The 26,622-nt window shown below is 64.1% G+C and carries 25 protein-coding genes; 12 read left to right on the top strand and 13 right to left on the bottom strand.

What is annotated here, in order from left to right; translation table 11 throughout:
• The first annotated feature begins 160 nt into the window (after positions 1-160).
• The 3 genes from ychF to F3H95_RS07860 all read left to right on the top strand — a co-directional run bounded on the left by ychF (position 161) and on the right by F3H95_RS07860 (position 2,379).
• Positions 161-1,264 carry a redox-regulated ATPase YchF gene (gene ychF, locus F3H95_RS07870; RefSeq protein WP_143124567.1) on the top strand — a complete coding sequence of 368 codons (1,104 nt, stop codon included), beginning with the start codon at positions 161-163 and terminating at the stop codon, positions 1,262-1,264.
• Between the two features lie 180 nt (positions 1,265-1,444).
• Positions 1,445-1,915: a MaoC family dehydratase gene (locus F3H95_RS07865; RefSeq protein ID WP_143124582.1), complete on the top strand. Its 471-nt coding sequence runs from the start codon at positions 1,445-1,447 to the stop codon at positions 1,913-1,915.
• Positions 1,912-2,379 carry a MaoC family dehydratase gene (locus tag F3H95_RS07860; protein WP_149745483.1) on the top strand — a complete coding sequence of 156 codons (468 nt, stop codon included), beginning with the start codon at positions 1,912-1,914 and terminating at the stop codon, positions 2,377-2,379. The genes F3H95_RS07865 and F3H95_RS07860 overlap by 4 nt, the downstream gene beginning before the upstream one ends.
• Before the next feature lie 25 nt (positions 2,380-2,404).
• Here F3H95_RS07860 and F3H95_RS07855 read toward each other — a convergent pair whose 3' ends face one another.
• From F3H95_RS07855 to petA, 5 genes are all read right to left on the bottom strand, one after another.
• Entirely contained in the window at positions 2,405-3,019 is a 615-nt protein-coding gene (locus F3H95_RS07855; RefSeq protein ID WP_149745482.1) for a LysE family translocator, read from the bottom strand.
• 76 nt (positions 3,020-3,095) lie between these two features.
• Positions 3,096-3,638 (bottom strand): adenine phosphoribosyltransferase, encoded by a 543-nt coding sequence (locus F3H95_RS07850; RefSeq protein ID WP_149745481.1) that lies wholly within the window; start codon positions 3,636-3,638, stop codon positions 3,096-3,098.
• 101 nt (positions 3,639-3,739) lie between these two features.
• Positions 3,740-4,618 carry a cytochrome c1 gene (locus F3H95_RS07845; RefSeq protein ID WP_143124558.1) on the bottom strand — a complete coding sequence of 293 codons (879 nt, stop codon included), beginning with the start codon at positions 4,616-4,618 and terminating at the stop codon, positions 3,740-3,742.
• A 21-nt stretch (positions 4,619-4,639) separates the two neighbouring features.
• Positions 4,640-5,908, bottom strand: coding sequence for a cytochrome b N-terminal domain-containing protein (locus F3H95_RS07840; protein ID WP_143124556.1), 1,269 nt, complete (start codon positions 5,906-5,908; stop codon positions 4,640-4,642).
• Between the two features lie 13 nt (positions 5,909-5,921).
• Positions 5,922-6,500, bottom strand: coding sequence for a ubiquinol-cytochrome c reductase iron-sulfur subunit (gene petA / locus F3H95_RS07835; protein WP_143124555.1), 579 nt, complete (start codon positions 6,498-6,500; stop codon positions 5,922-5,924).
• 351 nt (positions 6,501-6,851) lie between these two features.
• Between petA and F3H95_RS07830 the strand changes: the two genes are divergently transcribed.
• Positions 6,852-7,784, top strand: a complete 933-nt coding sequence (locus tag F3H95_RS07830) for an endonuclease/exonuclease/phosphatase family protein (RefSeq protein ID WP_149745480.1) — start codon at positions 6,852-6,854, stop codon at positions 7,782-7,784.
• A gap of 4 nt (positions 7,785-7,788) precedes the next feature.
• Here the strand turns inward: F3H95_RS07830 and F3H95_RS07825 are convergent, their stop codons facing one another.
• The 3 genes from F3H95_RS07825 to F3H95_RS07815 all read right to left on the bottom strand — a co-directional run bounded on the left by F3H95_RS07825 (position 7,789) and on the right by F3H95_RS07815 (position 12,917).
• Positions 7,789-9,651 (bottom strand): ABC transporter ATP-binding protein, encoded by a 1,863-nt coding sequence (locus tag F3H95_RS07825; protein WP_149745479.1) that lies wholly within the window; start codon positions 9,649-9,651, stop codon positions 7,789-7,791.
• Between the two features lie 124 nt (positions 9,652-9,775).
• Positions 9,776-10,975 (bottom strand): hypothetical protein, encoded by a 1,200-nt coding sequence (locus tag F3H95_RS07820; protein ID WP_149745478.1) that lies wholly within the window; start codon positions 10,973-10,975, stop codon positions 9,776-9,778.
• Positions 10,976-11,057: 82 nt separating this feature from the next.
• Positions 11,058-12,917, bottom strand: a complete 1,860-nt coding sequence (locus tag F3H95_RS07815) for an ABC transporter ATP-binding protein (RefSeq protein ID WP_149745477.1) — start codon at positions 12,915-12,917, stop codon at positions 11,058-11,060.
• A gap of 364 nt (positions 12,918-13,281) precedes the next feature.
• Here F3H95_RS07815 and F3H95_RS07810 point away from each other — a divergent pair, with 364 nt between their 5' ends.
• Together F3H95_RS07810 and F3H95_RS07805 are read left to right on the top strand one after the other, a co-directional pair.
• Positions 13,282-13,758 (top strand): tRNA (cytidine(34)-2'-O)-methyltransferase, encoded by a 477-nt coding sequence (locus F3H95_RS07810; protein ID WP_149745476.1) that lies wholly within the window; start codon positions 13,282-13,284, stop codon positions 13,756-13,758.
• A 94-nt stretch (positions 13,759-13,852) separates the two neighbouring features.
• The gene (locus tag F3H95_RS07805; protein ID WP_149745475.1) at positions 13,853-15,331 is read left to right on the top strand and encodes a hypothetical protein; all 1,479 of its coding nucleotides are present in this window, start codon (positions 13,853-13,855) and stop codon (positions 15,329-15,331) included.
• Positions 15,332-15,632: 301 nt separating this feature from the next.
• Here the strand turns inward: F3H95_RS07805 and F3H95_RS07800 are convergent, their stop codons facing one another.
• Both F3H95_RS07800 and F3H95_RS07795 read right to left on the bottom strand, forming a co-directional pair.
• On the bottom strand, positions 15,633-16,592 hold the full coding sequence (locus F3H95_RS07800; RefSeq protein ID WP_149745474.1) for a flagellin: 960 nt from the start codon (positions 16,590-16,592) through the stop codon (positions 15,633-15,635).
• Between the two features lie 135 nt (positions 16,593-16,727).
• Positions 16,728-16,991: a hypothetical protein gene (locus F3H95_RS07795; RefSeq protein WP_143124542.1), complete on the bottom strand. Its 264-nt coding sequence runs from the start codon at positions 16,989-16,991 to the stop codon at positions 16,728-16,730.
• A 199-nt stretch (positions 16,992-17,190) separates the two neighbouring features.
• Between F3H95_RS07795 and hemF the strand changes: the two genes are divergently transcribed.
• From hemF to F3H95_RS07780, 3 genes are all read left to right on the top strand, one after another.
• A complete protein-coding gene (gene hemF / locus F3H95_RS07790; RefSeq protein WP_149745473.1) occupies positions 17,191-18,105 on the top strand; it encodes an oxygen-dependent coproporphyrinogen oxidase in 915 nt (304 codons plus the stop codon).
• A 183-nt stretch (positions 18,106-18,288) separates the two neighbouring features.
• Complete coding sequence (locus F3H95_RS07785) at positions 18,289-18,558, top strand: hypothetical protein (RefSeq protein WP_149745472.1); 270 nt, start codon at positions 18,289-18,291, stop codon at positions 18,556-18,558.
• Between the two features lie 245 nt (positions 18,559-18,803).
• Positions 18,804-18,998 carry a DUF1059 domain-containing protein gene (locus tag F3H95_RS07780; protein WP_143124537.1) on the top strand — a complete coding sequence of 65 codons (195 nt, stop codon included), beginning with the start codon at positions 18,804-18,806 and terminating at the stop codon, positions 18,996-18,998.
• Positions 18,999-19,105: 107 nt separating this feature from the next.
• Here the strand turns inward: F3H95_RS07780 and F3H95_RS07775 are convergent, their stop codons facing one another.
• Genes F3H95_RS07775 through F3H95_RS07765 form a run of 3 tightly spaced genes read right to left on the bottom strand, consistent with a single transcriptional unit; the run spans position 19,106 to position 21,635 of the window.
• The gene (locus F3H95_RS07775; RefSeq protein WP_149745471.1) at positions 19,106-20,371 is read right to left on the bottom strand and encodes a CCA tRNA nucleotidyltransferase; all 1,266 of its coding nucleotides are present in this window, start codon (positions 20,369-20,371) and stop codon (positions 19,106-19,108) included.
• A complete protein-coding gene (locus F3H95_RS07770; protein ID WP_143124533.1) occupies positions 20,368-21,015 on the bottom strand; it encodes a CoA pyrophosphatase in 648 nt (215 codons plus the stop codon). The genes F3H95_RS07775 and F3H95_RS07770 overlap by 4 nt, the downstream gene beginning before the upstream one ends.
• A complete protein-coding gene (locus tag F3H95_RS07765; RefSeq protein ID WP_149745470.1) occupies positions 21,012-21,635 on the bottom strand; it encodes a DUF1285 domain-containing protein in 624 nt (207 codons plus the stop codon). The genes F3H95_RS07770 and F3H95_RS07765 overlap by 4 nt, the downstream gene beginning before the upstream one ends.
• 169 nt (positions 21,636-21,804) lie before the next feature.
• Here F3H95_RS07765 and F3H95_RS07760 point away from each other — a divergent pair, with 169 nt between their 5' ends.
• Genes F3H95_RS07760 through F3H95_RS07750 form a run of 3 tightly spaced genes read left to right on the top strand, consistent with a single transcriptional unit; the run spans position 21,805 to position 26,622 of the window.
• Positions 21,805-22,818 carry a MoxR family ATPase gene (locus tag F3H95_RS07760; RefSeq protein WP_149745628.1) on the top strand — a complete coding sequence of 338 codons (1,014 nt, stop codon included), beginning with the start codon at positions 21,805-21,807 and terminating at the stop codon, positions 22,816-22,818.
• A gap of 43 nt (positions 22,819-22,861) precedes the next feature.
• Positions 22,862-23,776, top strand: a complete 915-nt coding sequence (locus tag F3H95_RS07755) for a DUF58 domain-containing protein (protein WP_149745469.1) — start codon at positions 22,862-22,864, stop codon at positions 23,774-23,776.
• Positions 23,776-26,622, top strand: a complete 2,847-nt coding sequence (locus F3H95_RS07750; RefSeq protein WP_149745468.1) for a DUF4159 domain-containing protein — start codon at positions 23,776-23,778, stop codon at positions 26,620-26,622. Before F3H95_RS07755 ends, F3H95_RS07750 begins: the two co-directional genes overlap by 1 nt.

Here is a 26,622-nt window from a genome sequence, read left to right as displayed (position 1 = left end):
CGAAAGCCATGTCCGATTCCTGTGCCAATGACATGAAAGATAGTGTGCAAAGGCGGCTCAGCCAATGGCCGGCATCGGAAAGGCGCGCCGACCCTTGACCGTCTGGCCGCTTTCCCCCATAGCCACAGCAAGATCGAACACGTGAGACGGGTGAACCCTGATGGGCTTCAAATGCGGTATCGTCGGCCTGCCGAATGTCGGCAAGTCGACCCTCTTCAACGCGCTGACCAAGACGGCCGCAGCGCAGGCAGCCAACTATCCCTTCTGCACCATCGAGCCGAACACCGGCGAAGTGGCGGTGCCGGATCCGCGCATGAAGATCCTGGCGGGCATTGCCGGCTCCAGGGAGATCATCCCCACCCGCATCTCCTTCGTGGACATTGCCGGTCTGGTGCGTGGCGCCTCCAAGGGGGAAGGCCTCGGCAACAAGTTCCTCGCCAATATCCGCGAAGTGGATGCCGTGGTGCATGTGCTGCGCTGCTTCGAGGATGACGACATCACCCATGTCGAAGGCCGCATCAACCCGGTCGGCGATGCCGAGACGATCGAGACCGAGCTGATGCTTGCCGATCTCGAAAGCCTCGAGCGCCGCGTCGAGCAGACCCGCAAGCGCGCGACCGGCAAGGACAAGGACTCCATGGCGCAGCTTCCGGTCATGGAAGCCGTCGTGAAGCTTCTGAACGAGGGGAAGCCGGCGCGCCTTCTCCTCAAGACGCTGGCAGCCGACGAGATCGAGATCCTCAAGGGCCTGAACCTTCTGACCTCGCATCCGGTGCTCTATGTCTGCAACGTCGCGGAGGGAGACGCCTCGACGGGCAACAAGCATACCGAAGCCGTGGCCGCCATGGCCAAGGCGCAAGGAGCGGAATGCGTGATCATTTCCGCTGCCATCGAAGCCGAAGTGGCCCAGCTTCCGGAGGAGGAAGCCACGGAATTCCTCTCCGCGCTCGGCCTTGAAGAAGCCGGTCTCGACCGCCTGATCCGCGCCGGCTACCACCTGCTGGACCTCATCACCTATTTCACAGTCGGCCCGAAGGAATGCCGCGCCTGGACGATCGTGCGCGGCACCAAGGCGCCGCAGGCCGCCGGCGTGATCCACACCGATTTCGAACGCGGCTTCATCCGCGCCTTCACCATTTCCTATGACGATTACGTCGCCTACAAGGGCGAAGTGGGCGCCAAGGAAGCCGGCAAGGGCCGCGACGAAGGCAAGGAATACGTCGTGCAGGATGGCGACGTGATCCACTTCCGCTTCAACACCTGATCGACGCGAACGGGCATTCGTTCTTCCTGCCGCCCTTCTCCCGAGGGGCGGCAGTGTCGTTTACGGCCATGCTCGACCGGTGGTCCTCACGATGCCGGCTGCGGCAACGGACCATGGACCCGCCGCTGTTTCCGGGGCATAAGACGGGTCAGCAGAAGGATCGGCAGGATGACGGACAGCATGTCGGACGCAACACTTCATTTCGAGGATTTTGTCCCCGAACGCCAGTTTCCCCTTGGACCCAAGATCGTTTCGGCCAAGGAGATCATCGAATTTGCCGCTGAATTCGATCCGCAGCCGATGCATCTCTCCGAGGCCGCCGGCAAGGCCAGCATTCTCGGCGGGCTGGCCGCCTCCGGCTGGCATACCTGCGCGATGATGATGCGGATGATCGTCGACAGCTTCATCGGCCGCTCCACCTGCCAGGGCGCACCCGGCGTGGAGCAGATGGACTGGAAGAAGCCGGTGCTGGCCGGCGACACGCTGAAAGGGTTCGGCGTGGTGCTGGAGGCACGGCCGCTGAAATCCCGCCCCGGCATCGGCATCGTGCGCATGCGCACCGAACTTCGCAACCAGCGCGCCGAGACCGTCTGCATCGCCGAGCAATCGATCATGTTCCGCATGCGCGAGAGCGGGGAGAACAGGGCATGAGATTTGCCGAACTGATGGCGATCGGCACCCGCATCGAGACGGGAACGCTGGAATTTTCCGCCGAGGACATCGTCCGCTTTGCGGAAAAATTCGACCCGCAGCCCTTCCATCTCGATCCGGAGGCGGCAAAGGGCTTCGTGTTCGGTGGCCTGTGCGCCTCCGGCTGGCATACCGCGGCCGGCTGGATGAAGATGTTCCTCGCCTATTGGGCGGCCGAAAGCGCGCGGCTGCAGGCGGCCGGCATCGCCCCGCCCGACATGGGCCCCTCACCCGGCTTCCGCAGGCTGCAATGGCTGCGGCCTGTCTATGCCGGCGACCGCATTACCTATTATGCCACGCTGCAGGCCAGCTGCGAACTGGCCTCCCGCCCCGGCACCTGGCTGAACACCACGCTGAACGAAGGCGTCAACCAGAACGGCGATCTCGTCATCCGCTTCGAAAGCAACGTGCTGGAATTCGCCTGAGCCGGCAGACAGCTTGCGGCCATCCTCAGCGGGCGGCGATCACCGCCGCTCCGGCCCCCACCATCACGGCGCCGGCAGCCCGGTTGACGCGCCGCAGCACACGCGGACTGCGCAACAGGCCGCGTACCCGGCTGGCCAGCAGCACATGGCCACCGATCACGACGGCCTCCACCAGCAGGATGACCGCGGCAAGACTTGCCAGATCGGCAACTGTCAGGTTCGGCCCGACGACATTCGGCAGAAGCGCCACGTAGAACAGCGGCATCTTGGGATTGCCGAGATTGAGCAGGATGCCCGTCACGAAACCGCGCCTGAGGTCGCCGGCATCGATTGTCGCGCGCACCTCAGGCACCACGGCCGGCGCCATCCACAGGCGGATCCCCATCCAGACGAGATAGGTCGCCGCCGCATAGCGCAGGATGGCCATGCCCATGCCCATTTCGGCGGCGATCGCCGACAAACCGAAACAGGCCAGCGTAAGAAAGACGAGAATGCCGGTAACGGTGCCAAGCCCATAGGCGAGGCCGGACAGGGGCCCGCCCTGTACGGTGCGGGCGATGATCGTCATGTTGTCCGGGCCGGGGCTTGCGGCAAACACGAAGAAGGTCGCCCCGAAGGCGACCAGCGTGGATAGTTCCATGATCGTTCCCTTTTTATCGTCGGGAACGAGGCTACGCCCGCGACTGCCCGCCGGCAAGGCCCTCCGACCGGGACGATCAGTGGCCTTCGAAGGCAACCAGCGTGCGCACTTCCACGCCGAGTGCTTCCAGCTTTCTGCGACCGCCGAGTTCTGGCAGGTCGATCACGAAACAGGCCGACACCACGTCGGCGCCCAGCTGCCGCAACAGCTTGACGGCGCCTTCGGCCGTGCCGCCGGTGGCGATCAGGTCGTCGCAGAGGATCACCTTGTCGCCGGGCTTCACCGCATCGACATGCATTTCCATCTCGTCCGTGCCGTATTCCAGACTATAGGCCATGCGCACCGTCTGATGCGGCAGCTTGCCCTTCTTGCGGATCGGCACGAAGCCGGAGGACAGCTGGTGCGCCATGGCGCCGCCCAGGATGAAGCCGCGCGCCTCGATGCCGGCCACCTGATCGACCGGCAGCGACTGATACGGCCGTACCAGTTCATCGACGGCCTGGCGGAACGCCTTGGCATTGCCCAGCAGCGTGGTGATGTCGCGAAAGATGATGCCCGGCTTCGGATAATCGTGAATGGCACGAATGGAAGCGGCGAGCGAATTGGCAATGTCGGACATGGGATCTTCCGCTGGGCTGGACAGGTTGGGGACCGGATCGCTTTCACCACATGAAAAAGGCGGCCCGAAAGCCGCCTTCTTAACCGCACCGCACGCCGGGCTCAATGCTCCTTGTTGGCGTAGACGGACTTCTTCGTCAGGTAGATCAGGATCGTGAAGATCGCGAGGAACATCATCACCATGAAGCCGGTGCGCTTGCGCTCTTCCAGATGCGGCTCTGCGGCCCACATCAGGAAGGCGGAGACATCCTTCGAATACTGGTCGAGCGTCTGCGGCGCGCCGTCGTCATAGGTCACCTGACCGTCAGAGAGGGGCGGCGCCATCTTCAGCGCCACGGCGCTGGCGAAATAGGGATTGAAGTGGGTACCTTCGGCCACCTCGATCCCCTGCGGCGGCTCGTGATAGCCGGTCAGCAGCGAATAGATGTAATCCGGACCACCCTGCTGATACTGGGTGAAGATGTCGAGGATGAAGAGCGGGAAACCGCGCTCCACGCCACGCGCCTTGGCCAGCAGCGACATGTCGGGCGGCGCCGCACCGCCATTGGCCGCAGCCGCCGCTTCCTTGTTCGGGAAAGGCGACGGGAAATGGTCTGACGGTACGGCCTTGCGGGTGTACATTTCCCCCTCGGCATTCGGGCCATCCTGCACTTCATATTCCGCGGCGAAGGCCTTGATCTGGCCGTCGGAGTAACCGAGGTCCTCCAGCGTGCGGAAGGACACCAGATTCATCGAATGGCAGGCGGAACAGACTTCCTTGTAGATCTTCAGGCCGCGCTGCAGCTGACCCTTGTCATACTTGCCGAACGGTCCGCCGAAGGACCAGTCGACGTTCTTCGGCTTCAGGACGGGGAAATGCCCGGCCTGAATGGCATGCTCGGTCTCGGCCGCCAGGTCATGCGGCTCTGCGGCATGGCCGAGCGTCGCTCCGAACACGGTCGTGGCGGCGACGAGGGCGAGGCTTGTGACAAGCTTTTTCATGGATCTCGTTCCTCTTCGCTCTCAGGCCTGAACCGCGGCAGACTTGCCGTTCTTCTCAAGCACGGCTTCCGTGATCGAGTTGGGAATGCGACGCGGCGTCTCGAAGAGGCCGAGCAGCGGCATGATCACCAGGAAGAAGGCGAAGTAGTAGATCGTACCGAACAGCGCCATCTGGGTGTAGAGGTCCGACGGCTGACGCGAGCCGAGCCAGCCCAGCATGATGCAGTCGGCAACGAAGACCCAGAAGAACAGCTTGTACCAGGGACGGTAGACCGCCGAACGAACCTTCGAGGTATCGAGCCAGGGCAGGAAGAACAGCACGATGATCGAGCCGAACATCACCAGAACGCCGCCGAGCTTGGAATCGATGGGGCCAATGTTGAAGGTGATGGCGCGCAGCATGGCGTAGAAGGGCAGGAAGTACCATTCCGGCACGATATGCGCCGGCGTCTTCAGGGCGTCGGCCATGATGTAGTTGTCGGGATGGCCGAGATAGTTCGGCATGTAGAAGACGAACCAGGCATAGACCAGCAGGAAGACGGAGAGGCCAAGCGCATCCTTCAGCGTCGCATAGGGCGTGAAGGGAACGGTATCGGTCTTGGTCTTGATCTCCACGCCGGTCGGGTTGGTCTGGCCGGTCACGTGCAGGGCCCAGATATGCAGGATGACGACGCCCGCAATCATGAAGGGCAGCAGGTAATGCAGCGCGAAGAAGCGGTTCAGCGTCGGCTGGTCGACGGCAAAGCCGCCAAGCAGGAACTGCTGGATCCATTCGCCCACCAGCGGAAAGGCGGTGAAGAAGCCGGTGATGACGGTGGCGCCCCAGAAGGACATCTGGCCCCAGGGCAGCACATAGCCCATGAAGGCGGTCGCCATCATCAGGAGGAAGATTACGACGCCGAGGATCCAGAGGATTTCGCGCGGCGCCTTGTAGGAGCCGTAATAAAGGCCGCGGGCGATGTGCAGATAAACGGCGATGAAGAAGAACGAGGCGCCATTGGCATGCATGTAGCGCAGCAGCCAGCCGTGGTTGACGTCGCGCATGATCTTTTCGACGGAGTTGAAGGCGACAAACGTGTCAGCCGCGTAATGCATCGCCAGCACGACCCCCGTCAGGATCTGCACCACCAGCATGATCGCCAGCATGCCGCCGAAGGTGTAGGCGTAATTGAGGTTGCGTGGCACCGGAAAGGCCACGAAGCTGTCATAGACCAATCGCGGCAGGGGAAGCCGTGCGTCGATCCACTTCTCGATGCCGGTCGAAGGCTGATAACTGGAATGCCCACTCATTCTTGAAGTCCCCTCACCCGATCCGGATCACGGTATCGGTCGTAAACGTAAATGTCGGGATGGCCAGGTTCTGCGGCGCCGGGCCTTTGCGAATGCGGCCCGCCGTATCGTAGTGCGAGCCATGGCAGGGACAGAACCATCCGCCGAAATCGCCGGACTGGCCGAGCGGCACGCAGCCGAGATGGGTGCAGGAGCCGATCATGACGATCCAGTTTTCCTTGCCCTTGCCGGCCGAACGGTCGATGTCCGTCGCCTTGGCATCCGCCGCGATATTGGCGTTGCGGGCCACCGGGTCCTTGAGGTCGGTCAGCTGGACGGCATTTGCCTCCTCGACTTCCTTCGGGGTGCGGTTGCGGATGAAGATCGGCTTGCCGCGCCACTTCACGGTGAGAGACATGCCCGGCTGAACACCGGAGACATCCACTTCGATGGAAGCCAGCGCCAGCGTGGAGGCGTCGGGCCGCATCTGATCAATGAAGGGCCATGCGACGGCAACGGCGCCGACAGCGCCCGCCATGCCCGTCGTCAGGTATAGGAAATCGCGGCGCGTAGGCTCGCCCACGGTTCCGCTCGTCGTGTCGTGCTCGCTCACGGTCTAGCTACCCTCTGCACAGAAATGTGATGATACTGCATGCCCCCTCACCCCTCTCGAAATCCAATTCGGACACAATTGGACTCTATTTCCCCCACGCAAATTTCTAGTCATGATCGCAGGATAAGTCCAGAGTGGCACACTGGATACGGGCAGATTGTCGCGGACCTGCCATTCGGCAAGAATATTGCTTTGTCTTCACAGCCGAATTCCGTTCGACAGGATCGTTTGAAGACACCGGGACGAACCCGGCGATTGCAGCCGGAATGCGGTCCTGCACGCCGGCCTTTGTTGCGGCGCACAAGGGTGCGTGATAGAGCAACGGCTCCCAGATGAGCAGTTCAGAATTCCATGCGTCCTTATCTTTCCTTCGGTCTGTCCCTGCTCACGGCAGTGGTTCTCGCCCTTGTTGCCACGCGTTTCTTCACCGACAGCTTTCTGTTTGCCATCGTCCACAATCTGCAGCTTCATCTCTCCGCAATCGGCATCGTCGTTGCTGCGCTTGCCCTCGTCATTCGCTTCAACATATTCGGCGTGGCGGTCCTCGGCACGGCGACGGCACTGTTCCTGCACGGCTTCGTGCTGTCGGAACGTTTCGCGCAGGATTTTGCACCGCAGCACGGACAGCCTTTCAGACTTCTGTCCTTCAATGTGATGAGCACAAACACCGCCAATGCGTCATCGCTCGTCAATGAAATCGTCGCCTCCGGTGCGGATGTCGCCAACATCATGGAGGCTCCGGCCGTCTTGCCGGAACTGCCGCGCCTGCTTGCGACCTATCCCTACCGAATCGGCTGCGGGGAAAAAACCAAGGGCTGTGACCTCATGATGGTGTCGAAATATCCCCTGGACGGAATTGTCGCCGGCATGGGGATAATGTCGCAGCAACGTCTCATCGTCGCCAAGGCCGCACTTCCATCCGGCCCTGTCACCGTTGTGGCCATCCACACGACAAAGCCCTATTTCGACAGCTACCACGCGGAGGAATTGCAGATTGCAACGCAGTTCTTTAACCGTGTCCAGGGCCCCTTTATCGTCTCGGGCGACTTCAACGCCTCCAGCATCGGCCCGGACATGCAGGATTTCCTGCGCAATACCGGCCTGCGCCATGCCGCCTTCCAGCCCGGAACCTGGCCGGTGGGCGCCGGCGACTGGGGTGTGCCGATCGACCACATCTATGTGAAGGCACCGATCGGCATCAAACAGGTGACGCGCATCGCGGATGCGCACGGATCGAACCATTACGGCCTGATAGGCGACTTGATCCTGCCACCGGCGCCGTGATGCCTCAGGCAGGGTCGTCCACGGCGATGAAGCCGCCGGACTGGCGCGACCAGAGTTCTGCGTAAAGCCCGCCGGAGGCGATCAGTTCTGCATGGGTGCCCTGCTGTACGATGCGACCCCGGTCCATCACGATCAGCCGGTCCAGTGCTGCAATCGTGGAGAGGCGGTGGGCAATGGCCAGCACCGTCTTGCCCTGCATCAAGGTATCGAGATTGGACTGGATCGCCGCCTCCACCTCGGAATCCAGCGCCGAGGTCGCCTCGTCCAGCACGAGGATCGGCGCATCCTTCAGCATCACGCGGGCAATCGCGATGCGCTGACGCTGGCCGCCGGAGAGTTTTACGCCGCGCTCGCCGACATGGGCGTCGAACCCCTTGCGGCCGCGCTGGTCCTCCAGCGCCTGAATGAACCCGTCCGCCTCGGCGCGCTCGGCCGCCAGCAGCAACTGCGCATCGCTGGCGTCCTGCCGGCCGAACAGGATGTTGTCGCGGATCGAGCGATGCAGCAGCGAGGTATCCTGCGTAACCATGCCGATCTGGCCGCGCAGCGATTCCTGCGTCACGCCGGCAATATCCTGCCCGTCGATCAGAATACGGCCGCCTTCTACATCGTAAAAGCGCAGCAGGAGATTGACGAGCGTGGATTTCCCGGCGCCGGACCGGCCGACGATACCGACCTTCTCGCCCGGTCGGATCGTCAGCGAAAGGTGATCGATGACGCCCTTGTCCCGACCATAGTGGAAGCTGACATCCTCGAAGCGGATTTCCGGTGCATTGATGGTCAGTGCCGGTGCGTTCGGGCGGTCCACGAGGCCGATCGGCTGCGAGATCAGCTCGGCGGCGTTCTGCACCGTGCCGAAATTGCGCATGATGCCGTTGAACTGGGTCATCAGGCGGCCGAGCAGGAAGTTCAGCCGCAGCACCAGCGCCAGTGTGAAGGCCACCGCGCCTGCGCTGATGCGGCCGGACAGCCAAAGATGAATGCAGAGCGCCGCCATGGTGGTGATCATCACGCCGGACAACAGCGCCAGCGATGCCCGGACCCCGGTGATGAAGCGGGTGAACATCATGGTGGCCGACTGGAAGATGTCGAACCCTTCCCGCATGTAGCGGTCGTTGACATCGTCGCGGCCGAACAGGCGCAGCGTCTGGATGTTGCTGTAGGCATCCACCATGCGTCCGCTCAGCATCGAGGCGGCTTCCGCCGTTTCGCGGGAGTGATAGCGGATGCGCGGCACGAAGAAGCGGGCGAGGAAGGAGAAGATGACGACCCAGACGAGCACGACAAGGGCGAGGCGCCAGTCCAGCCCGCCGATCAGCGCCATCATGGAGATGGAATAGACGGCGACGAACCACACGCTTTCCATCAGCGAGGTCACGAGGTCGCCCGCGGCCTGGCCGCCGGACCAGACTTTTGTGACGATGCGACCGGCGAAATCGTTCTGGAAGAAGGAAATCGATTGGCGCGCCACGTGCTGGTAGGATTGCCAGCGCACCAGATTGTAGAAGCCGGGCGTGATCACCTGCTGGTCGATGAGGGCAGTCGCCATGGTGACTAGAAAGCGCACGAGGCCGATCAGCACCAGCATGCCGGCGAGTTCCCAGCCATGCGCCGCCAGCAGGCCGGACCAGCCGGCCGCCCGCTCGACCGAGGCAAGGATATCGACGAGCCGGCCGACAAACCAGAAGAGCGCCGCCTCGATGGCTGCCGTCAGGCCGCCCAGCACCAGCATGGCGAAGAAGGGGGCTCTCGCCTGGCGCACATAGAACCAGATGAAGGCGATCGTGCCATTCGGCGGGCGCAGATCCCGCCGGGCGGCGAAGGGGTCGATACGGGTTTCGAAGAAGCGGAACAGGGCGTCGATCATGCCCTTGGGTGTAGGCTCTTTCGCGGGCGCAACAAGGCTGCCTCTGCGTTAAATCTTGGCAATCTTCGGCCGCGCGGCTACGGTCGGCAGGGCAGCCGGCTGGTCCTGACGGGTGCAGGACCCGTTACTGCATGCGCCTGCCATAGAGCGCGTCATAGCGACGGTCGACTTTCAACGGGCCAGAGAGGTCGTTGATGACCAGCCGATCGTCATCGGCAAATTCCGCACGCTGCAACGCCAGCTTGGCGCTGCTGTAAAGCTGGCCGGGCGACACGGGCCCGAAGGCGCTGGCGCAACCGATGTGGCAGCGAAGGTCCGGCAGGCCCGAGACAGTGCGACGCGCATGCCGTACGGATCCCGTCACAATACGCCGGAGCTTCTGGCTGATGTCGGTCAGCAGCAGATCATTGTTGGCATCCAGCAGCAGGCCGAGTTCCTCCGGCGACATCCAGCAGGCAAGATCCCCCTCTCCCATCAGCCTTTGTGTCTGGTGACCAAGCGTGTCCAACACGAAATCACGGGCCTTCAGCATGTCCGGCCCGCGATAACCGTCGAGCCCCTTCAGATGGCAGAGCATCAGACTGGAGCCGTCGAGCTTCTGCCCGCCGGTATGCAGGTCCTGCAGGCGGCCCATCAGCACCGAACGCTCGGCAAGACCGTGCAGCGTCACAGGGCTGGAAACGGCGCCCCCAACGGAGGCCGCGACCGGCATGGAGGCGCCCGGCGTTTCCGACGTTGCCACGTGCGATGCGCCAGGCGCAACGCCGTCGGCGGACGGGGCATCTGCGACATCCGGCTTCGACACCGCCAGCCAGCGGGCCAGCGTTTTGAGAAGGTCCGTCAGCCGCTCGCCGGCCCGGCTGTTGACGCCGACCATTCCGACCGCCACATGGGCCAGCTGCGCCTGCGACATGCCGGCACTGGCAGCGAGCAGCGTCTTACTCTTGTCAAGCGCGCGCCCGTCCTCCGCGAAGGCTGTCTCGGCGCGGCTCAGCGCAGCACACACGTCCTGCAGGGAGCGCAACAAGGAAAGCCCCGCCTGCAGGTCGGCGGCCGCGACGAAATGCTGCGGCAGGAACTGGCGGGCAAGCCCCTCCCAATCCTCGGCGGCGATGGGTCGCTTGAGGGCGGCAAAGGCAAGCCGCAGGTCGGCGCGCCGTCCGTCCAGCAGCAGCGTCATCAGTTCGAAATTGACCGGCGTGAGGTCGAGGCCAAGGCGCGTCAGCATGGTCACGGCGTGATGACCGGGACTCGTCACCTCTGGCGGCATCTGCGGGATCATCGGCATTGCGGCATTCTCCCAGACCAGCATGGTCCAGAGCATAGGCGCAAAACCGTTCCAGGAGTTTAAAGGCGTTTGCTAAAATGCGGGATGCAGGCGCATCCTGCGTGATGAGAGGCGGAGGCTATTCCGCCGCCGCCTCCGTTTCCGGTGTCACCTGATCGGCGAGGAAGCCGCCGGACTGGCGCGTCCACAGGTCGGCATAGATGCCGCCTTGACCGACCAGTTCACCATGCGTCCCCTGCTCGACGATCCGCCCCTTGTCGAGTACGATCAGCCGGTCCATCTGCGTCAGTGTCGAGAGGCGGTGGGCGATCGCGATCACCGTCTTGTTCTCGATCAGCTTGAACAGGCTTTCCTGGATGGCCGCTTCCACTTCGGAATCGAGCGCGGAGGTCGCCTCATCGAGGATCAGAACCGGCGCATCCTTCAGGAACACGCGCGCAATCGCGATACGCTGCCGCTGGCCACCGGACAGCTTGACGCCGCGCTCGCCCACATGCGCATCAAGGCCGGTACGCCCCTGCTGGTCGGCAAGGCTCTGGATGAACTCCCAGGCATTTGCGCGCTTGGCCGCCTCGATCACCTCGGCATCGCTTGCCTCCGGACGACCATAGGCGATGTTGTCGCGGATCGAGCGATGCAGAAGCGAGGTATCCTGCGTCACCACGCCGACCAGCGCCCGCAGACTGTCCTGCGAGACCTGCGAGATATCCTGGCCATCGATCAGGATGCGGCCCTTCTCCACATCGTAGAAGCGCAACAAGAGGTTCATCAGCGTGGTCTTGCCGGCGCCTGAGCGACCGACGAGGCCGACCTTTTCCCCCGCCTTGATGGTGAGCGAGAAATTGTCGATGACGCCCTTCTGCTTGCCGTAATGGAAGCGCACATCGTCATAGACGATCTCGCCCTTCGGCGCGGTGAGCGCCTTTGCGGAAGGACGGTCGATGATGTCGTGCGGCTTGGTCATCATGCCCATGCCGTCATAGACCGTGCCGATGCTTTCGAAGAGGGCTGCCACTTCCCACATGATCCAGTTGGACATGCCGTTGACGCGCATGGACAGGCCGATCGCGACCGCCAGCGCGCCGATGCTGACGCTGCCGCCCAGCCAGAACCAGATGCCGAGCGCCGCCACAGAAAACTGCACCAGCACATTGTTGAGGTCGACGGCGACATTCAGCAGCGTGATCTGACGCATCTGCCGATTCACAGTGCCGAGAAACTGGTCCATGCCCTCCCGGGCATAGCGCTCCTCGCGCCCCGCATGGGAAAACAGCTTGACGGTGGCGATATTGGTATAGCTATCCACGATGCGGCCGGTCATCAGCGACCGGGCATCCGCCTGCTCGCTGGAGAGCGTGCGCAGCTTCGGAATGAAGTGGCGGAGAATCAGCAGGTAGATGATCAGCCAGACGAGCAGCGGCAAGCCAAGACGCCAGTCGATGGCCGCCACCAGCGCCAGCATCGAGATGAAGAAGCTGGCGGCATAGACGAAGACGTCGATGATCTTCATGGCCGCATCGCGCACGGCAAGCGCCGTCTGCATGACCTTGGTCGAGACACGACCGGCAAACTCGTTGGCGAAGAATGTCATTGAGTGGCGCAGCAGGAAACGGTGCATCTGCCAGCGCGCAATCATCGGAAAGCTGCCGGCCAGCACCTGGTGCATGGTCAGCGTATGGAAAAGCCCGATCACCGGCAGGCCAACCAGCAGGAGAGCGGCCATGCCGATCAGCCGGCCACTCTCCTGCTGCAGGAAGGTGGCTGGGTCGGCATGGCTCAGCCAGTCCACGATATTGCCGAGGAACTGGTAAAGGAACACCTCGATGACCGCGATGCCCATCGAGCAGAAGCCCAGCACCAGAAGCCACGGCCAGACAGGCTTTGTATAGTACCAGCAGAAGGAGACCAGCCCCTTGGGCGGCAGTTCCGGCTCGCCGGCGGGATAGGGGTTCACACGGGATTCGAACCAGGCAAACATGAATTGGCTCCGTCAATCGGCTCGGTCGCGGCCCACCGCACGCACTGCGCGGGTTAAGATGGTCAGGGCACGACGAAATTCAAACGCTGAGGCCGGGAACCGGCCGCAAAATGGGAATGGGAAGGGGGTTTGCGGAAACCGCGAACGCCGTTTGCCTAGGCTCGGACAATCCAAGCTGGGAGGCGTGTCATCACGGTCATGTCCATGTCTGCCTCCTTTGGCTGGCGTTGAAGATGAAATGCCTGTAGCAGCAAAGGGCGGGCTTGGAAAGCCGAAATCCGACATCTGCCCGGATGGTTCGGCGGCTGTGACGGTTGCGTAACACAGCCTGTGGATGAACCCCGCCCATCAGAGACGGAAGACCATGACGACGCTGCGCATCGCCCTCTACCAGCCCGACATTCCCGGCAATACCGGCACGATTCTGCGGCTCGCCGCCTGTCTCGGCCTTCAGGTCGACATCATCGAGCCGGCTGGCTTCGTGCTCTCGGACAAGAACCTGCGACGCGCCGGCATGGATTATCTGGCAAGCGTCACCATGACCCGCCATGTCAACTGGCAGCAGTTCGAGGACTGGCGGCGGGCAGAAGGCCGCCGCCTCGTGCTCGCCTCCACCAGGGCCGCAGAACGCTACACGGATTTCCGCTTCGCGGATGGCGACATCCTGCTGTTCGGCCGGGAAAGCGCGGGAGTTCCCGATTCGGTGCACGAGACGGCCGATCACCGCGTGATCATTCCGATGGTCGACGGGCAACGCTCCATCAATGTCGCGGTCTCGGCAGCCATGATTGCGGGAGAGGCCATGCGGCAAATCGCCTGGAGCGGGAACCACAGCCCGTAGTGGTATTGGCGGCGAGACCGGTTTGTGAGAGGCTGTTACAGAGAATGCTCATAATGAACAGTATAATCGGTCGCCAGCCTTGGAGAGACATCACATGTTCCCCACCGCATTCACGCACAGCATCACCCAGTTTGCCAGGACTCTCAGCCTTCCCGAGCGCGTGCAGCACTCCCCTCTGCGCAATCTCACGCTGGAAGGCTTTCGGCAGCGCAACACCACGCTGGACTCGCTTTTCTACGACGTAAAATCCATTTCCGCCGAGGAGGCCTTCTATATCAGCAGTTGTCTGGCGGCTGAAGGCGCGATCCTGATCGTGCACCCGAGCGGCGGCCAGCCACTGACGCTCTGCGACACCATTGACGATTTCGTGTTCGGCGGTGGCGTTGGCGTCGATACGCTGGCCGTGGCCGGTGTCGGCAGCTCCGCTCTCGGCTCGGCAGCACTTGCCCGCAACATTGCCGATGCGCTGGGCAAGCCCGTGGCCGTTGTGGTCTCCGGCTATGGCCTCGCCGACGTGGTGACGGAAGCGCTCGGCGGTCATTTCCTGTTCGGCTATCTCAACGGGTTCCGCCATACCTTCGAACGGCTGGACGAGTTCTTCGGACGCCCGCAATTCGGCGTGGCACCCAAGCTCAGTGCGGAAAAGCTGCTGGAGGCGAGCCTCGACATGCAGACGGTCAAGGCGCTGCTGACCGATCCGCGTCTCTCGTTCAACCTTGTCGTCGGCCATTCCAAGGGCAACCTGGTCATCTCGGAAGCACTCTACGCTATCGCCCATAGCGATCTGTCGACGGCCGAGGCACTGGCCAGGACCATGCGGATCATCACGCTGAGCGCCCGCATCGCCATGCCGCGCCCCTTCCGCAACATTGTCGACGTGATGGGCGAATGGGACTGGTTCGGCGAGATCAATTCCCGCCACAGCATCGAATCCGACGAGATCGTGCCGCAGGCAGGGCATCACACCAATACCGAACTGCCGAACCATCTGCCGGTCACCGAGGTGATCCGAAAGATCGTCGGGCTCAGCCCCGCTGAACCTCGCCCCCAGATCGATGCCACCATCCTGCCGTTGCCCTTCAGGATTGCGGCCGCTGCGCCCGCGCTGGAAACGAGCCTTGCGGAACCGGAGGCGGTGGCAGAGACCATGCCTGCCCTGCCCGTCCGCGAAGAAACCCCTGCGGAGGAACCGGCTGTCGAGGCGCAGGCTGTCGCCGCACCCGAAGAGCCCGCGCCGGAGATTGCCACCCCCACGCTCCCGGCGGAAAACACCGAGTCTGCTGCAACGGAAGCAACGGCCGAAACAGACGCGATGACCACACGGCCCCTCGCGGCGGAGTTGGAAGCCGGGAGCCAGACCCTCGAGGCCGTGTCTTCACCGGAAGAGGCGCCGATTGCCGACGCGAAACCGATTGCGGCCGATCCCGTCGAACTGGAGGCCGTCGCAGCCGTCGAACCGGTGGCGGAACCTGAACCGGACAGCCCGCCCCCTGCCCCCGCTCCAGCACGCGCAGCCGGCAGGCCTACCGGCCGCGCCGCACCTCGCAAGACGGGCCGCGGTCGCAAGGGCTGACATGATCGCATGCCGCTGAGGCATGGATCCAGCGCGGCGTCACGCCGGTCACGACGGTGGGCCGCGCAACACATCTGCAAAACGTAAAAGTGCCGATGGCGGCGGAAGCCATCGGCACTTTCCTTCGGACGGACGAGGTGGAACCGACAAGGGGACAGTTCCCGACGTCATCGTCCTGAAGCGGTTTGCGCCTGCGGTCTTTTGCAGGTGCGTTGTTCTTTATCTTCACACCGTTGCGGCAGCACGGCCGCACAGGCGTAACGCCTGCCCACCGGGGCCGTTCTCTCGGCGATCCAGCCGCTCAGAGGAAAAGCGCCAGCGATTGCCCCATGGACGCATTGGTGATGTTGAGACCAATGGTCTGCAACTGCTGCCGGGCGGACTGCGAAGACAGGCGCGCCGCCTCTTCCCCCATGTTGGCATCCACCAGGCGACCGATGCCGGTCTGGGTCACATCCTGAAGCTTCTGCAGAAAATCGGTGTTCGAGGCGATGCGGCGGCTGGTGGAGCCGATCTCCGCTCCGCCATCGATCATGCGCGACATCATGCTGTTCATCGAGGAGATCATACCGTCGATCTCCTCGTTGGTCGTGGTCGAGGACAGCGCGATCTCCTTGGCGCCGGGACCGTTCGGCGTCGTGGAGCCGGCATTCAGCAGGTAGTAGTCATAGGCAGCGCCGGACTGGGTGATGCCGGAATAGGTGCGTGTCAGAACGCCGTCGGCCGCATTGCCCTTGGCGACGAGCGTCGACTTGCCCTTGTCGAAATCGATGACGTTGATCGATACGTCGCCGCTCTTGTCGCTGGTGACGGAGCCAACCATGGACTGCACCTTCGGCGTTTCGCCCGCACCCGTCTTCAGCCAGTTCTGGCCGTTGAAGGAACTGCTGTCGACGACCGTGTTCAGTTGTTCCTTCAACTGGCTGATCTCCTTGTTGACGACCGACTTGTCGACACCGGGGCTCTTCGCCAGGATCAGCTTGGACTGGATCTCGGACATGATGTCGGTGGCCGCCTGCATGCCGACGGATGCGGTGTCGGCAATCGCCGCGGAAAAGGCCTGTGCATCCTCGGCGCTCGACAGCGACAGATTGCTGGACTTCATCGTGGTGGCGATAGACCAGTAGGCAGCATTGTCGGCGGCCTTCTGCACCTCGCGGCCCGACGCCACGCGGCTTGCGGTGTCCGTCACCGCCCGGCTTGTACCGCCCAGAAGCGAAAGCGCCGACGACGCCGTGGGGTTGAGAGAGGTGGAAAACATCAGATCTCCGCTATCCGTTCTTCGTCCGGGGACCTTGCCGGTTCCCGATGCCTGCTACGAATAAAGCAAGAGGCCTTGCCGTCGCGTTTAACGGAAACTTAGAATTTTAGCATACGCAAAATTGCGAATATCCGCTCAGTCGGCGGTGGGCAGGCGACGCATGGTGAACTCGATCCGGTCGCCCTCCAAGGGGCGCCAGCTCTCCACCTCGGTCCAGTAGGCGGCTTTCGGGAAGGTATCGAACCATTCACGGGCCTTCCGGCGCGCGTCCTCGCGGCTGAGACAATAGGTTTCGCGGATGAAATGGCCCTGCTGGTCGCGGCCGGCCGCGGTTTCGGCGCGGTGCCGGCTGATCCTGCGCTTCAAGCCGTCGAGCGGCGGGGATGTGAATTTCGCCATGCGTTCACCCTCCGTGGAAACAAGGTAAGCCGCGCAAGCGCAGATGGCGAGTCGATTCTTGCGGTGCGCCATCGGCGGCGCTGCCTCGCCTGCCGTCACGTCGCGGCATTTGCACGGTTGCCTGCGGCAGAACGGAGGGGTAAGTCGCAAGATGCAGGCCGCGACATGCGCCGAAGCGACCCGAGGAGGCACCAACGCCATGGAAAGACCGCAGATCCCCGCCGGCCTGCCGGATGGCATCGAGGAGAAGAAGGACAAGGCCCGCCAGTGGTTCGAGGCGCTGCGCGACGGCATCTGTTCCGATTTCGAGGCGCTCGAGGACGAACTGACCGGCCCCCTGTCGGATCGCACGCCCGGACGCTTCCAGCCGAAGGACTGGCTGCGCGAGGAGGGACACGGCGGCGGCGGACGCATGTCGATGATGAGCGGACGCGTGTTCGAAAAGGTCGGCGTCCACACCTCGACAGTGCATGGCGAGTTTTCCGAGGAATTCCGCAAGCAGATGCCGGGCGCTTCCGACGATCCGCGCTTCTGGGCCTCCGGCATTTCGCTGATCGCCCACCCCGTCAATCCCAATGTGCCGGCCGTGCACATGAACACCCGCATGGTGGTCACCTCCAGCCAGTGGTTCGGCGGCGGGGCGGACCTGACACCCGTACTCGACCGGCGCCGCACGCAGGATGATCCGGATACGCAGGCCTTTCACCGGGCCATGGAAGAGCCGTGCCGCACCCACGCCGGCGTTGCCGACTACACACGATACAAGGCCTGGTGCGACGAGTATTTCTTCCTGAAGCACCGCAACGAGGCGCGCGGTATCGGCGGCATCTTCTTCGACTGGCTCTACCCGCAGGCGGACAAGGGCGGCTGGGAGGCGAACTTCGCCTTCGTGCAGGATGTCGGCCGGGCCTTCCGCGCGATCTATCCGAAACTGGTGCGCGCCAATTTCAACACGCCCTGGAGCGAGGCTGACCGCGAGGAGCAGCTGGTGCGCCGCGGACGCTATGTGGAGTTCAATCTTCTGTACGACCGCGGCACCATCTTCGGGCTGAAGACGGGCGGTAATGTGGAATCGATTCTGTCCTCCCTGCCGCCGATGGTGCGCTGGCCCTGAGCCGGCGCTGGCGGACGCCACCATTTCGAGGCGGAGCGGGGTAGACGGGACCTTCCGCCGGTTGTGCCTGCGACAAAACACATCACAGCTGCGTTTAGGATACATTCAGGAATTGACAAATACGCGCGTGGCTTCATGCTGCTGATGCCAGATATGGCAGGACTGCATCGGAGGAGGATCGTCATGATCATATCAAAGAGCGTAGCAGTACCCCAGAAGGCCGAAGACGCCCGCAATCTCGACACAACCGAAATGATCGACCGCATGGCAGCGGAGCTTCGTGCCCGCAGCGACACGGACCTGCCGCATTCGTTCTATGTGGCGCAGGTGCGTGGCCAGCTGGCCGGTCGCAAGCAGACTGTAGCGGCTGCCGCACCCGATTCCGCATCGTGGAAGAAGCGGGCGGGCGAAGCGCATCCGTCGGTCTTCCACGCCTGGGCGCTTTCCGAATAGGAGTCCGCGCTCCTCTGCGGCGTTGCCGCAGCTGCCATCCGCTGCCATAGAACACACTTCGGCTCCTGACCTGAGGGCAGTTATGTTGTTTTCGTCTGCGGCGAGAGGCTGGGCGCGAATGGCGAACAGGAGGATCGCCATTCGCATGGCAGAGATGGAACGGCATGGCCTTCCACTTCGTTCAAACGGCAGGCCGGATGCGGCAAGAACCGCATTTCCGGAGCAAACCTTGAATGGAGGATGCCATGAGACTGTTCGAGTGCGGCACGCTGGTGCCGGGTTGTGACTGGCACACGCGCGCCGGCGAGGATGCCGAAGTGGTGCGCCGGACTGTGGACCACATGCGCACGGTCCACGGGGAAACCGTGATCCGCGAGACCATGATCGATAACATCAAGGCGCGCATCCGCGACGACCACACGGCCGGTCAGACGGCATGAGCCGTTCAGCCGTATAAAGCATAGAGGCATCAAACCTTGAAACTGCAGGGCACCCCATGTCCTGCAGTTCCGAGACAGCGCAAATGCGGCGGCAGACGGCGCTCGTGTCAGTCTGCCGGTTTGTCTGCGAGATCCTTGAGCCGGGCCGTCAGCGCTGTCTTGTCCGGCGCAAAATTCCGCTCAAGCCAGAAGGCTTCCAGATCCTGCAACAGCTGGCCGACGCGCGGTCCGGCGGATATTCCAAGCGCCATCACGTCGCCGCCGGTCAGCGGAAAGACGGGCCTGGCGAAAGCGTCCGCGCGGGCCAGCAGCGCCGAAAGTCTGGCGGCCTTGGCCATGGCCTCGGGACTCCCCTCGGCCGCGCGGCGCGCGCTCGCCAGCGACAGGCGCAGCCGCATTATCATCCCGCTCTTTCCATCCCGGTAGAGCATGCGGTCAAGTGCGGTGTGGGCGAGGTCGGCGGAAGGTTCCGGCACGCGTGCCCATTGCAACAGATGTTCGGCCTCCGCATTGGAGAGCCTCCAGCGACGGGCCAGCATTGCGAGACGTTCCACATCCGGCGGCACGATCGCGGCCAGCCTGAGCAGCGGATCGGGCGTCCAGCCCAGCGCCTGCTCGGTTGCGACAAGGCCGTGGATGGCATCGATGCCCCATTTCTCGCTTTCCGGCAGAACGGCGCCCAGCACGCCGGAAGTGCGCATCCACAACAGCGCGCGCGACGGATCGGGAGCCGAGAGAAGCTTCTTCATTTCCGCCCAGATGCGCTCGGCCGATAGCGTGGCGAGCTTGTCCTTGGCGCGGGCCGAGGCCTTCAGCCCCTCGGCATCCGGCCGGCCGTTGCCATACCAGGCAAAGAAACGGAAAAAGCGCAGCACGCGCAGATAATCCTCGGCAATGCGGGTTTCGGCATTGCCGATGAAGCGAAGGCTGCGGCTTTCGATGTCGGGAAGACCGTCGACCAGATCGATCACCGTTCCATCTGCCGTCACATAAAGCGCATTGATGGTGAAGTCCCGCCGGTCGGCATCCACCTGCCAATCGGTCCCGAAGGCAACCGTCGCCCGGCGGCCGTCTGTCTCCACGTCGCGGCGCAGCGTCGTCACCTCGAAGGGACGGCCCTCCACCACCAGCGTCACCGTGCCATGGTCGATGCCGGTCGGCACCGCCTTGATGCCGGCGGCCTTCGCGCGCGCGATCACCACCTGCGGCAGGTTGGTGGTGGCGAAATCGAGATCGCTGATCGGATGGCCCATCAGCGCGTTGCGTACTGCACCGCCCACGATGCGGCCTTCACCGCCCTCGGCATTGAGGAGCGCAAACACCCGTTGCGTCACCGGATCGGTCAGCCAGCTCTGGCCGGCAAGGCTTGTCATGCATACAACCTTTCGTAAAGCGTGCGCAGAATGCCCGCCGTGATGCCCCAGATGTTCCAGTCGCCATAGGGCATGCGGTAGAAATGGCGCACCGTGCCGTTCCATTCGCGGCTGCCGGTCTCGTGGTTGGCGGGATCCATCAGAAAGGCGAGCGGCACCTCGAAGACCTCCGCCACCTCGCCCGGATTAGGCTTCAGTTCAAAACCCCGCTGCACGACGGACAGCACCGGCGTGATCCGGAAACCGGTTGCGGCAAAATAATCCGGCAGGCGGCCGACCGGCTCGACGAAGCGGCGCGCAAGCCCGATCTCCTCCTCCGCCTCGCGCAACGCCGCCATTTCGACGCTGCCATCCTCGGGATCGACGCCGCCGCCCGGAAAGGCGATCTGGCCGGAATGCTTGCGCAGCGACGCGGTGCGCTGGGTGAGGATCACCTTGGCGCCATCGGCATCATCGACCACCGGCACCAGCACCGCCGCATCCTTCAACCTCAACCCCTGCACATGGGTGAGAATGCCGGGATTCAGCCGATGATCGCCATGGTCGGCCGAGGCGATCTCGATGGGGTCGCCGTTCTGGTGGCCGGCGCGACGGCGAAATTCATCGGCGGAATAGAAGGCCGGATTGAGAAGAAGGTCGGTCATTGCGAGAGGCGGTCCAGTTCGTCGGCGGGCATCACGGGAAAGATCGCACCGCCCGAGCGCACCGCAAACATGGCACGCCCCTCGACCGAAACATTCTCGCCCAGAGCCACCAGATCATACATCACGGCGCGCGAGACAAGCGCCTCCAGCCGTCCGCGCACCAGGAGATAGGGTTTGAGCTGCCCCTCCTCCCCTTCCGTCACGAAGCGCAAGGGGTTTTCCGCTCCCGCCTCGACCACATCGCCGACATTGGTGCGGAAGGTGAGAACCGGCTCCCCCTCCCGCTCCGCGACCGTCATCTCCACGGCAAGGAACGGCGCGTCCTCGACGCGGATACCGACTTTTTCCACAGGCGTGACGAGATAGGTGCGACCGTCCTCGTCCTTGCGCAAAACAGTGGAAAACAGGCGCACCAGCGCCGGGCGACCAATCGGCGTGCCGAGGTAGAACCAGGTGCCGTCAGCGCGGATTTCCATGTCCAGATCGCCGCAGAAGGGCGGATTCCAGCGCTCCACCGGGGGCAGGCCCCTCGCTCGGCCACCAGTCTGCTCGGCCGCGCGGGCAATCATTGCCGCAAGGCCCGCGGCATCGCCGGCCGCATGAAAAGTCTCGCCTGCCATAATTTAAGTCACGCTTCCGGTTTATGCGTCCTGTCTCACGAGATAGTCATTCATAACGTGCTTGTCAGCCGCCACCGCGCGAATAAGTTGGTTAGTATGGACAGATCGTGCAACCACGATGATTCCCCGGCCCGGCGCTTTCGGGCATGAGAGCCTGATGGAGACCAGCATGGGCCTGATGACTTCCACCGACGCAGCGCTTGACGAAAAGGCGATCGTCGCCGCCGCCGAACGGGCGCTCGCCGATATCGCCAGCATCCGCGCCGAAGTCTCCAAGGTGATTTTCGGCCAGGAACATGTGGTGGAAAACACGCTGATCGCCGTGCTGTCCGGCGGCCATGCGCTTCTGGTCGGCGTGCCGGGTCTGGCAAAGACCAAGCTCGTCTCGACGCTCGGCACCGTGCTCGGCCTTGATGCCAGCCGCATCCAGTTCACGCCGGACCTGATGCCGTCCGACATTCTGGGCACCGAGGTGATGGACCAGGACGAGACCGGCCGCCGGTCGTTCCGTTTCGTCAAGGGGCCGGTCTTCGCGCAGCTTCTGATGGCCGACGAAATCAACCGCGCCTCGCCGCGCACCCAGTCGGCGCTGCTGCAATCCATGCAGGAATATCACATCACGGTGGCCGGCCAGCGCTATGACCTGCCGGCTCCCTTCCATGTGCTGGCGACCCAGAACCCGCTGGAGCAGGAAGGCACCTATCCGCTGCCGGAAGCGCAGCTGGACCGCTTCCTGTTGCAGGTCGATGTGCTCTATCCCGAACTCGAGGCCGAGCGGCGCATCCTGCTCGAAACCACCGGCCTGTCCGAGGCGAAGGCGAGCGGCGTCATCGATGCGGCGCGTCTGCAGGACATCCAGGCGCTGATCCGCCAGATGCCGGTCAGCGACACGGTGGTGGATGCGATCCTCGCGCTGGTGCGCTCCGCCCGCCCCGGCCAGGGCAACACGATGACCGACCGGCATGTGGCCTGGGGCCCCGGCCCGCGCGCCGGCCAGGCATTGATGCTGTGCGCCCGAGCGCGCGCGCTCTACGAGGGACGGCTCGCGCCTTCGCTCGACGACGTGCATGCGCTGGCCGAGCCGGTGCTGCAGCACCGCATGGCGCTGACCTTCTCGGCCCGCGCGGAAGGCATGACCGTCCGCGACGTGATCGCCGGTCTGGTGAAGCAGGCACGCGGCTGACCGGCGCGTCCTGACGTAAGGCAACAGGAGCAAGAGTGATCGCGTGGCATCCATCGGCCAGATCGTTCCGCAGACCCCCGGCAGCGAAGTTCTGGCACGCGCAAGGCAGCGTGCCATTCTCGTGCCCGATTGCATGGTGGAGGCACGCCGCATCGCCAACACGGTGATTGCCGGCTGGCACGGGCGCCGCAAGCGTGGCATCGGCGAAAACTTCTGGCAGTTCCGCCCCTATAGCGAGGGCGAGAGCCTGTCACGCATCGACTGGCGCCGCTCGGCCCGCGACGACCATACCTATGTGCGCGACCGCGAATGGGAGGCGGCGCATACCGTCTGGCTGTGGGCCGACATGTCGCCCTCCATGATGTACAAATCCACCCTCGGCAGCGTGTCGAAGGAAAGCCGCGCGCTGGTGCTGATGCTGGCACTGGCGGAAATTCTGGCGCGCTCGGGCGAGCGCATCGGCTGCCCCGGCATCATGGAACCGGTCGCGGCCCGCAATGCCGCCGAACGGCTGGCCAGCGCCATCATGCTCTCGCCGCCGCCGGAAGGCCTGCCGGATACGCAGATGATCCGCGGCGCCAGCGACATCGTGCTGATCGGCGATTTTCTCGACGATGCCGACCGGATCATGGCGCGCATCGCGCCGCTTGCCCGCCGCAACCTGCGCGGCCATGTGGTGGAGATCGCCGATCCGGCCGAAGAGACGTTCCCCTATAGCGGCCGTACCGAATTCACCGATCCCGAAACGGGCGAAAAGCTGGTCTCAGGCCGTGCCGAGACGCTGCGCGAGGATTACCAGCGCGCCTATCTGGCGCGGCGCGATCACCTTGGCCAGTCGCTCCGGCGCATGGGCTGGAGCTTCGTCTTCCATCGCACCGATCATCTTGCTTCGGAGGCACTTGCCGCGCTGCACGGCCATCTCTCCGGCAATCCGCCGCAGCTGTCGGGGGCGCGCTGATGGGTCTGCTTGCCTTCGCCAATCCCGCCATCCTGTTCGGACTGATCGCGCTTCCGGCCATCTGGTGGCTGCTGCGGCTCACCCCGCCGCGCCCGAAGGCAGAGGTGTTTCCGCCGCTCGCGATTCTCGCCACGGTTCTGAAGCGGCAGGAAACGCCCTCGAAAAGCCCGTGGTGGCTGACGCTGCTGCGCATGGCCTTAGCGGCGGCCGTCATTCTCGCCATCGCCGACCCCGTGATGAACCCGCGCAGCGCGGCGATTTCCGGTGGCGGGCCGCTGGTGCTTGTCGTCGACAACAGCTGGTCGGCCGCGCCCGACTGGGGACGGAGGGTGGAGACGGCCGATCAGCTGATCGGCGATGCCGAACAGGCCGATCTGCCGGTCTCGATCGTCTTCACGGCGGATGCCACCCACGATGCCGTGCCCGGCAGCGCTTCCAGTGCGCGCGAAAAACTGCGCGCGGCGCGGCCGAAGCCGCTCGTTCCCCAGCGGGCCCTCGCCGTGGACGCCGTGGCCGCGGCGCTGAACGGCACGCGCCCCGGTACGGTCGCATTTCTGTCGGACGGTGTCGCGACGCCGGACGACGGAGCCATGATGACCAGGCTTGCCGGCCTTTCACCGCAGCAGCTCAACCTGATCCAGGGCGACGGCGATGGCGCGGTGGCGCTGACGGACGCCGTGAACACCGCCGCGTCGATGACGGTGACGGCCGCGCGCCTCAGCCGCGAGCATCCGGAAACGCTGAAGGTCAATGCGCTGGACCAGCAGGGCCGTTCGCTCGCCTCTGCCGATCTCACCTTCGCCGCCGGGGCTGCGACCGCGCGTGCCGATATTTCCGCGCCTTTCGAACTGCGCAACGATTTTGCCCGCCTCGCCATCGACGGCAAGGCGACGGCCGGGGCAGCGCATCTGCTGGATGACGGCTTCAAGCGCCGGCGCGTGGCATTGCTGGCGGGTGACGGCGGCAATGACATGCAGCCGCTGCTGCTGCCGCTCTATTACATCAGCCGCGCGCTGCAGCCCTATGCCGACCTGATCGAGCCGCGTGGTGCCGACCTCTCCACCTCACTGCCGGACATCCTGCAGCAGAACCCCTCTGCCATCATCATGGCCGATATCGGCCGCCTTCCGGCGGAAACCTATGAGCCGCTGCAGCAATGGATCGCACGCGGCGGCACGCTGATCCGCTTTGCCGGCCCGCGCCTTGCGGCGGCCCCGGCCGATGATCCGCTGGTACCGGTCATCCTGCGCCGCGGCGAACGCACGCTCGGCGGCGCGCTCTCCTGGGCCGAGCCGCAGCCACTTGCCGACTTCCCGAATTTCGGCCCCTTTGCCGGCATGCCGCGCGCCGAGGATGTGCGCGTGAACCGTCAGGTGCTCGCCGAGCCGACACCCGATCTCGCGGAACGGACCTGGGCAAGCCTTGGCGATGGCACGCCGCTCGTCACCACACGGCAGGTCAACAACGGCCGCATCGTCCTCTTCCACGTCAGCGCGGAAGCAACCTGGTCGAACCTGCCGATATCAGGCACCTTCGTCGAGATGCTGCGCCGTCTCGTGCAGATGGCACGGGCAGGCGGCGCGGTGACGGCAACCGGCGGCCCTGCCGCCGTCGCCGGTGCGGCCCCGGCGGAGACGGTTCTGCCGCCCTTCCGCCTTCTGACGGCTGATGGCGCGCTGACCACCGAGACCGGCACGGCAAAACCCCTGACGCTTGCCGCCGGCCGGACCCCGGGCGCCAGCCCCGACCATCCGCCCGGCCTTTATGGCAGCGAGGACGGCTTTACGGCGCTGAACCTCTTGCCGGCGGGCACGGAGCTGAACCCGGTGGATCTTTCTGCCGCCGGAAGCCTCACTGTGACGCGCGCGGGCCTGATCGGCCGCGAGGCCTGGTCGCTGCGCCCTGCCCTCTTCACGATCGCCTTCCTGCTGCTACTGCTCGACAGCCTGATCGTGCTCGCCATGAACGGCGCGTTTTCGCGTCTGCCGCGCGCGGGCCGCGCGACGGCGGCGCTGCTGATGATCGCGCTTTTGCCCTTTACGCTTGCGACCGGCGAAAGCCGCGCCCAGGCGCCGGGCCAGGACGCCCGCCCCGGCGACGAACAGGCGCTGGAGCGGCTGGACACCACCCATCTCGCCTATGTCGTGACGGGCGAGGCGGATGTGGACAGGCTGTCGGAACAGGGGCTGGAAGGGCTCAGCCAGTTTCTGACCTATCGCACGACGCTGGAACCCGGCGCCCCTGTGGGCCTCGACATTTCGAAGGACGAGCTTTCCTTCTACCCGATCATCTACTGGCCGATTTCGGCCAGCGCGCCGATGCCGACCCAGGCGGCGATTTCCCGCATCGACGCCTACATGCGCAATGGCGGCACGGTGCTGTTCGATACGCGCGACCAGTTTACCGCGCTCGACGCCGGCGGCGGCACCAGCGCCAACAGCCGGCGCCTGCAGGAAATTCTTGCCAATATCGACATTCCGCCGCTCGAGCCGACGCCGGAAAACCATGTGCTGACCCGCACCTTCTACCTGCTCTCCAGCTTCCCCGGCCGTTACACCGGAAGCCCTTTGTGGGTGGAGGCGCGGCAGGATTCGCGCAATTCCGGCAGCAATCTTTCGTCTACGGGTGACGGCGTGACGCCGATCCTGATCACGGGCAACGATTTCGCCGGCGCCTGGGCAATCGATGCCAATGGCGCACCGGTTCTGCCCACCGTTCCGCCGGACGAGATGCAGCGCGAATATGCCTACCGGGCCGGGGTCAACATCATGATGTACATGCTGACCGGCAACTACAAGGCCGACCAGGTGCATGTGCCGGCCCTTCTCGAACGGCTCGGACAGTAG

Origin of the sequence: Rhizobium sp. RU35A, assembly GCF_900156005.1 — a bacterium.
Lineage (GTDB): Bacteria > Pseudomonadota > Alphaproteobacteria > Rhizobiales > Rhizobiaceae > Neorhizobium > Neorhizobium straminoryzae.
Note: the sequence above shows the minus strand (reverse complement) of the source record. Positions and strands in the feature narration are given on the sequence as shown.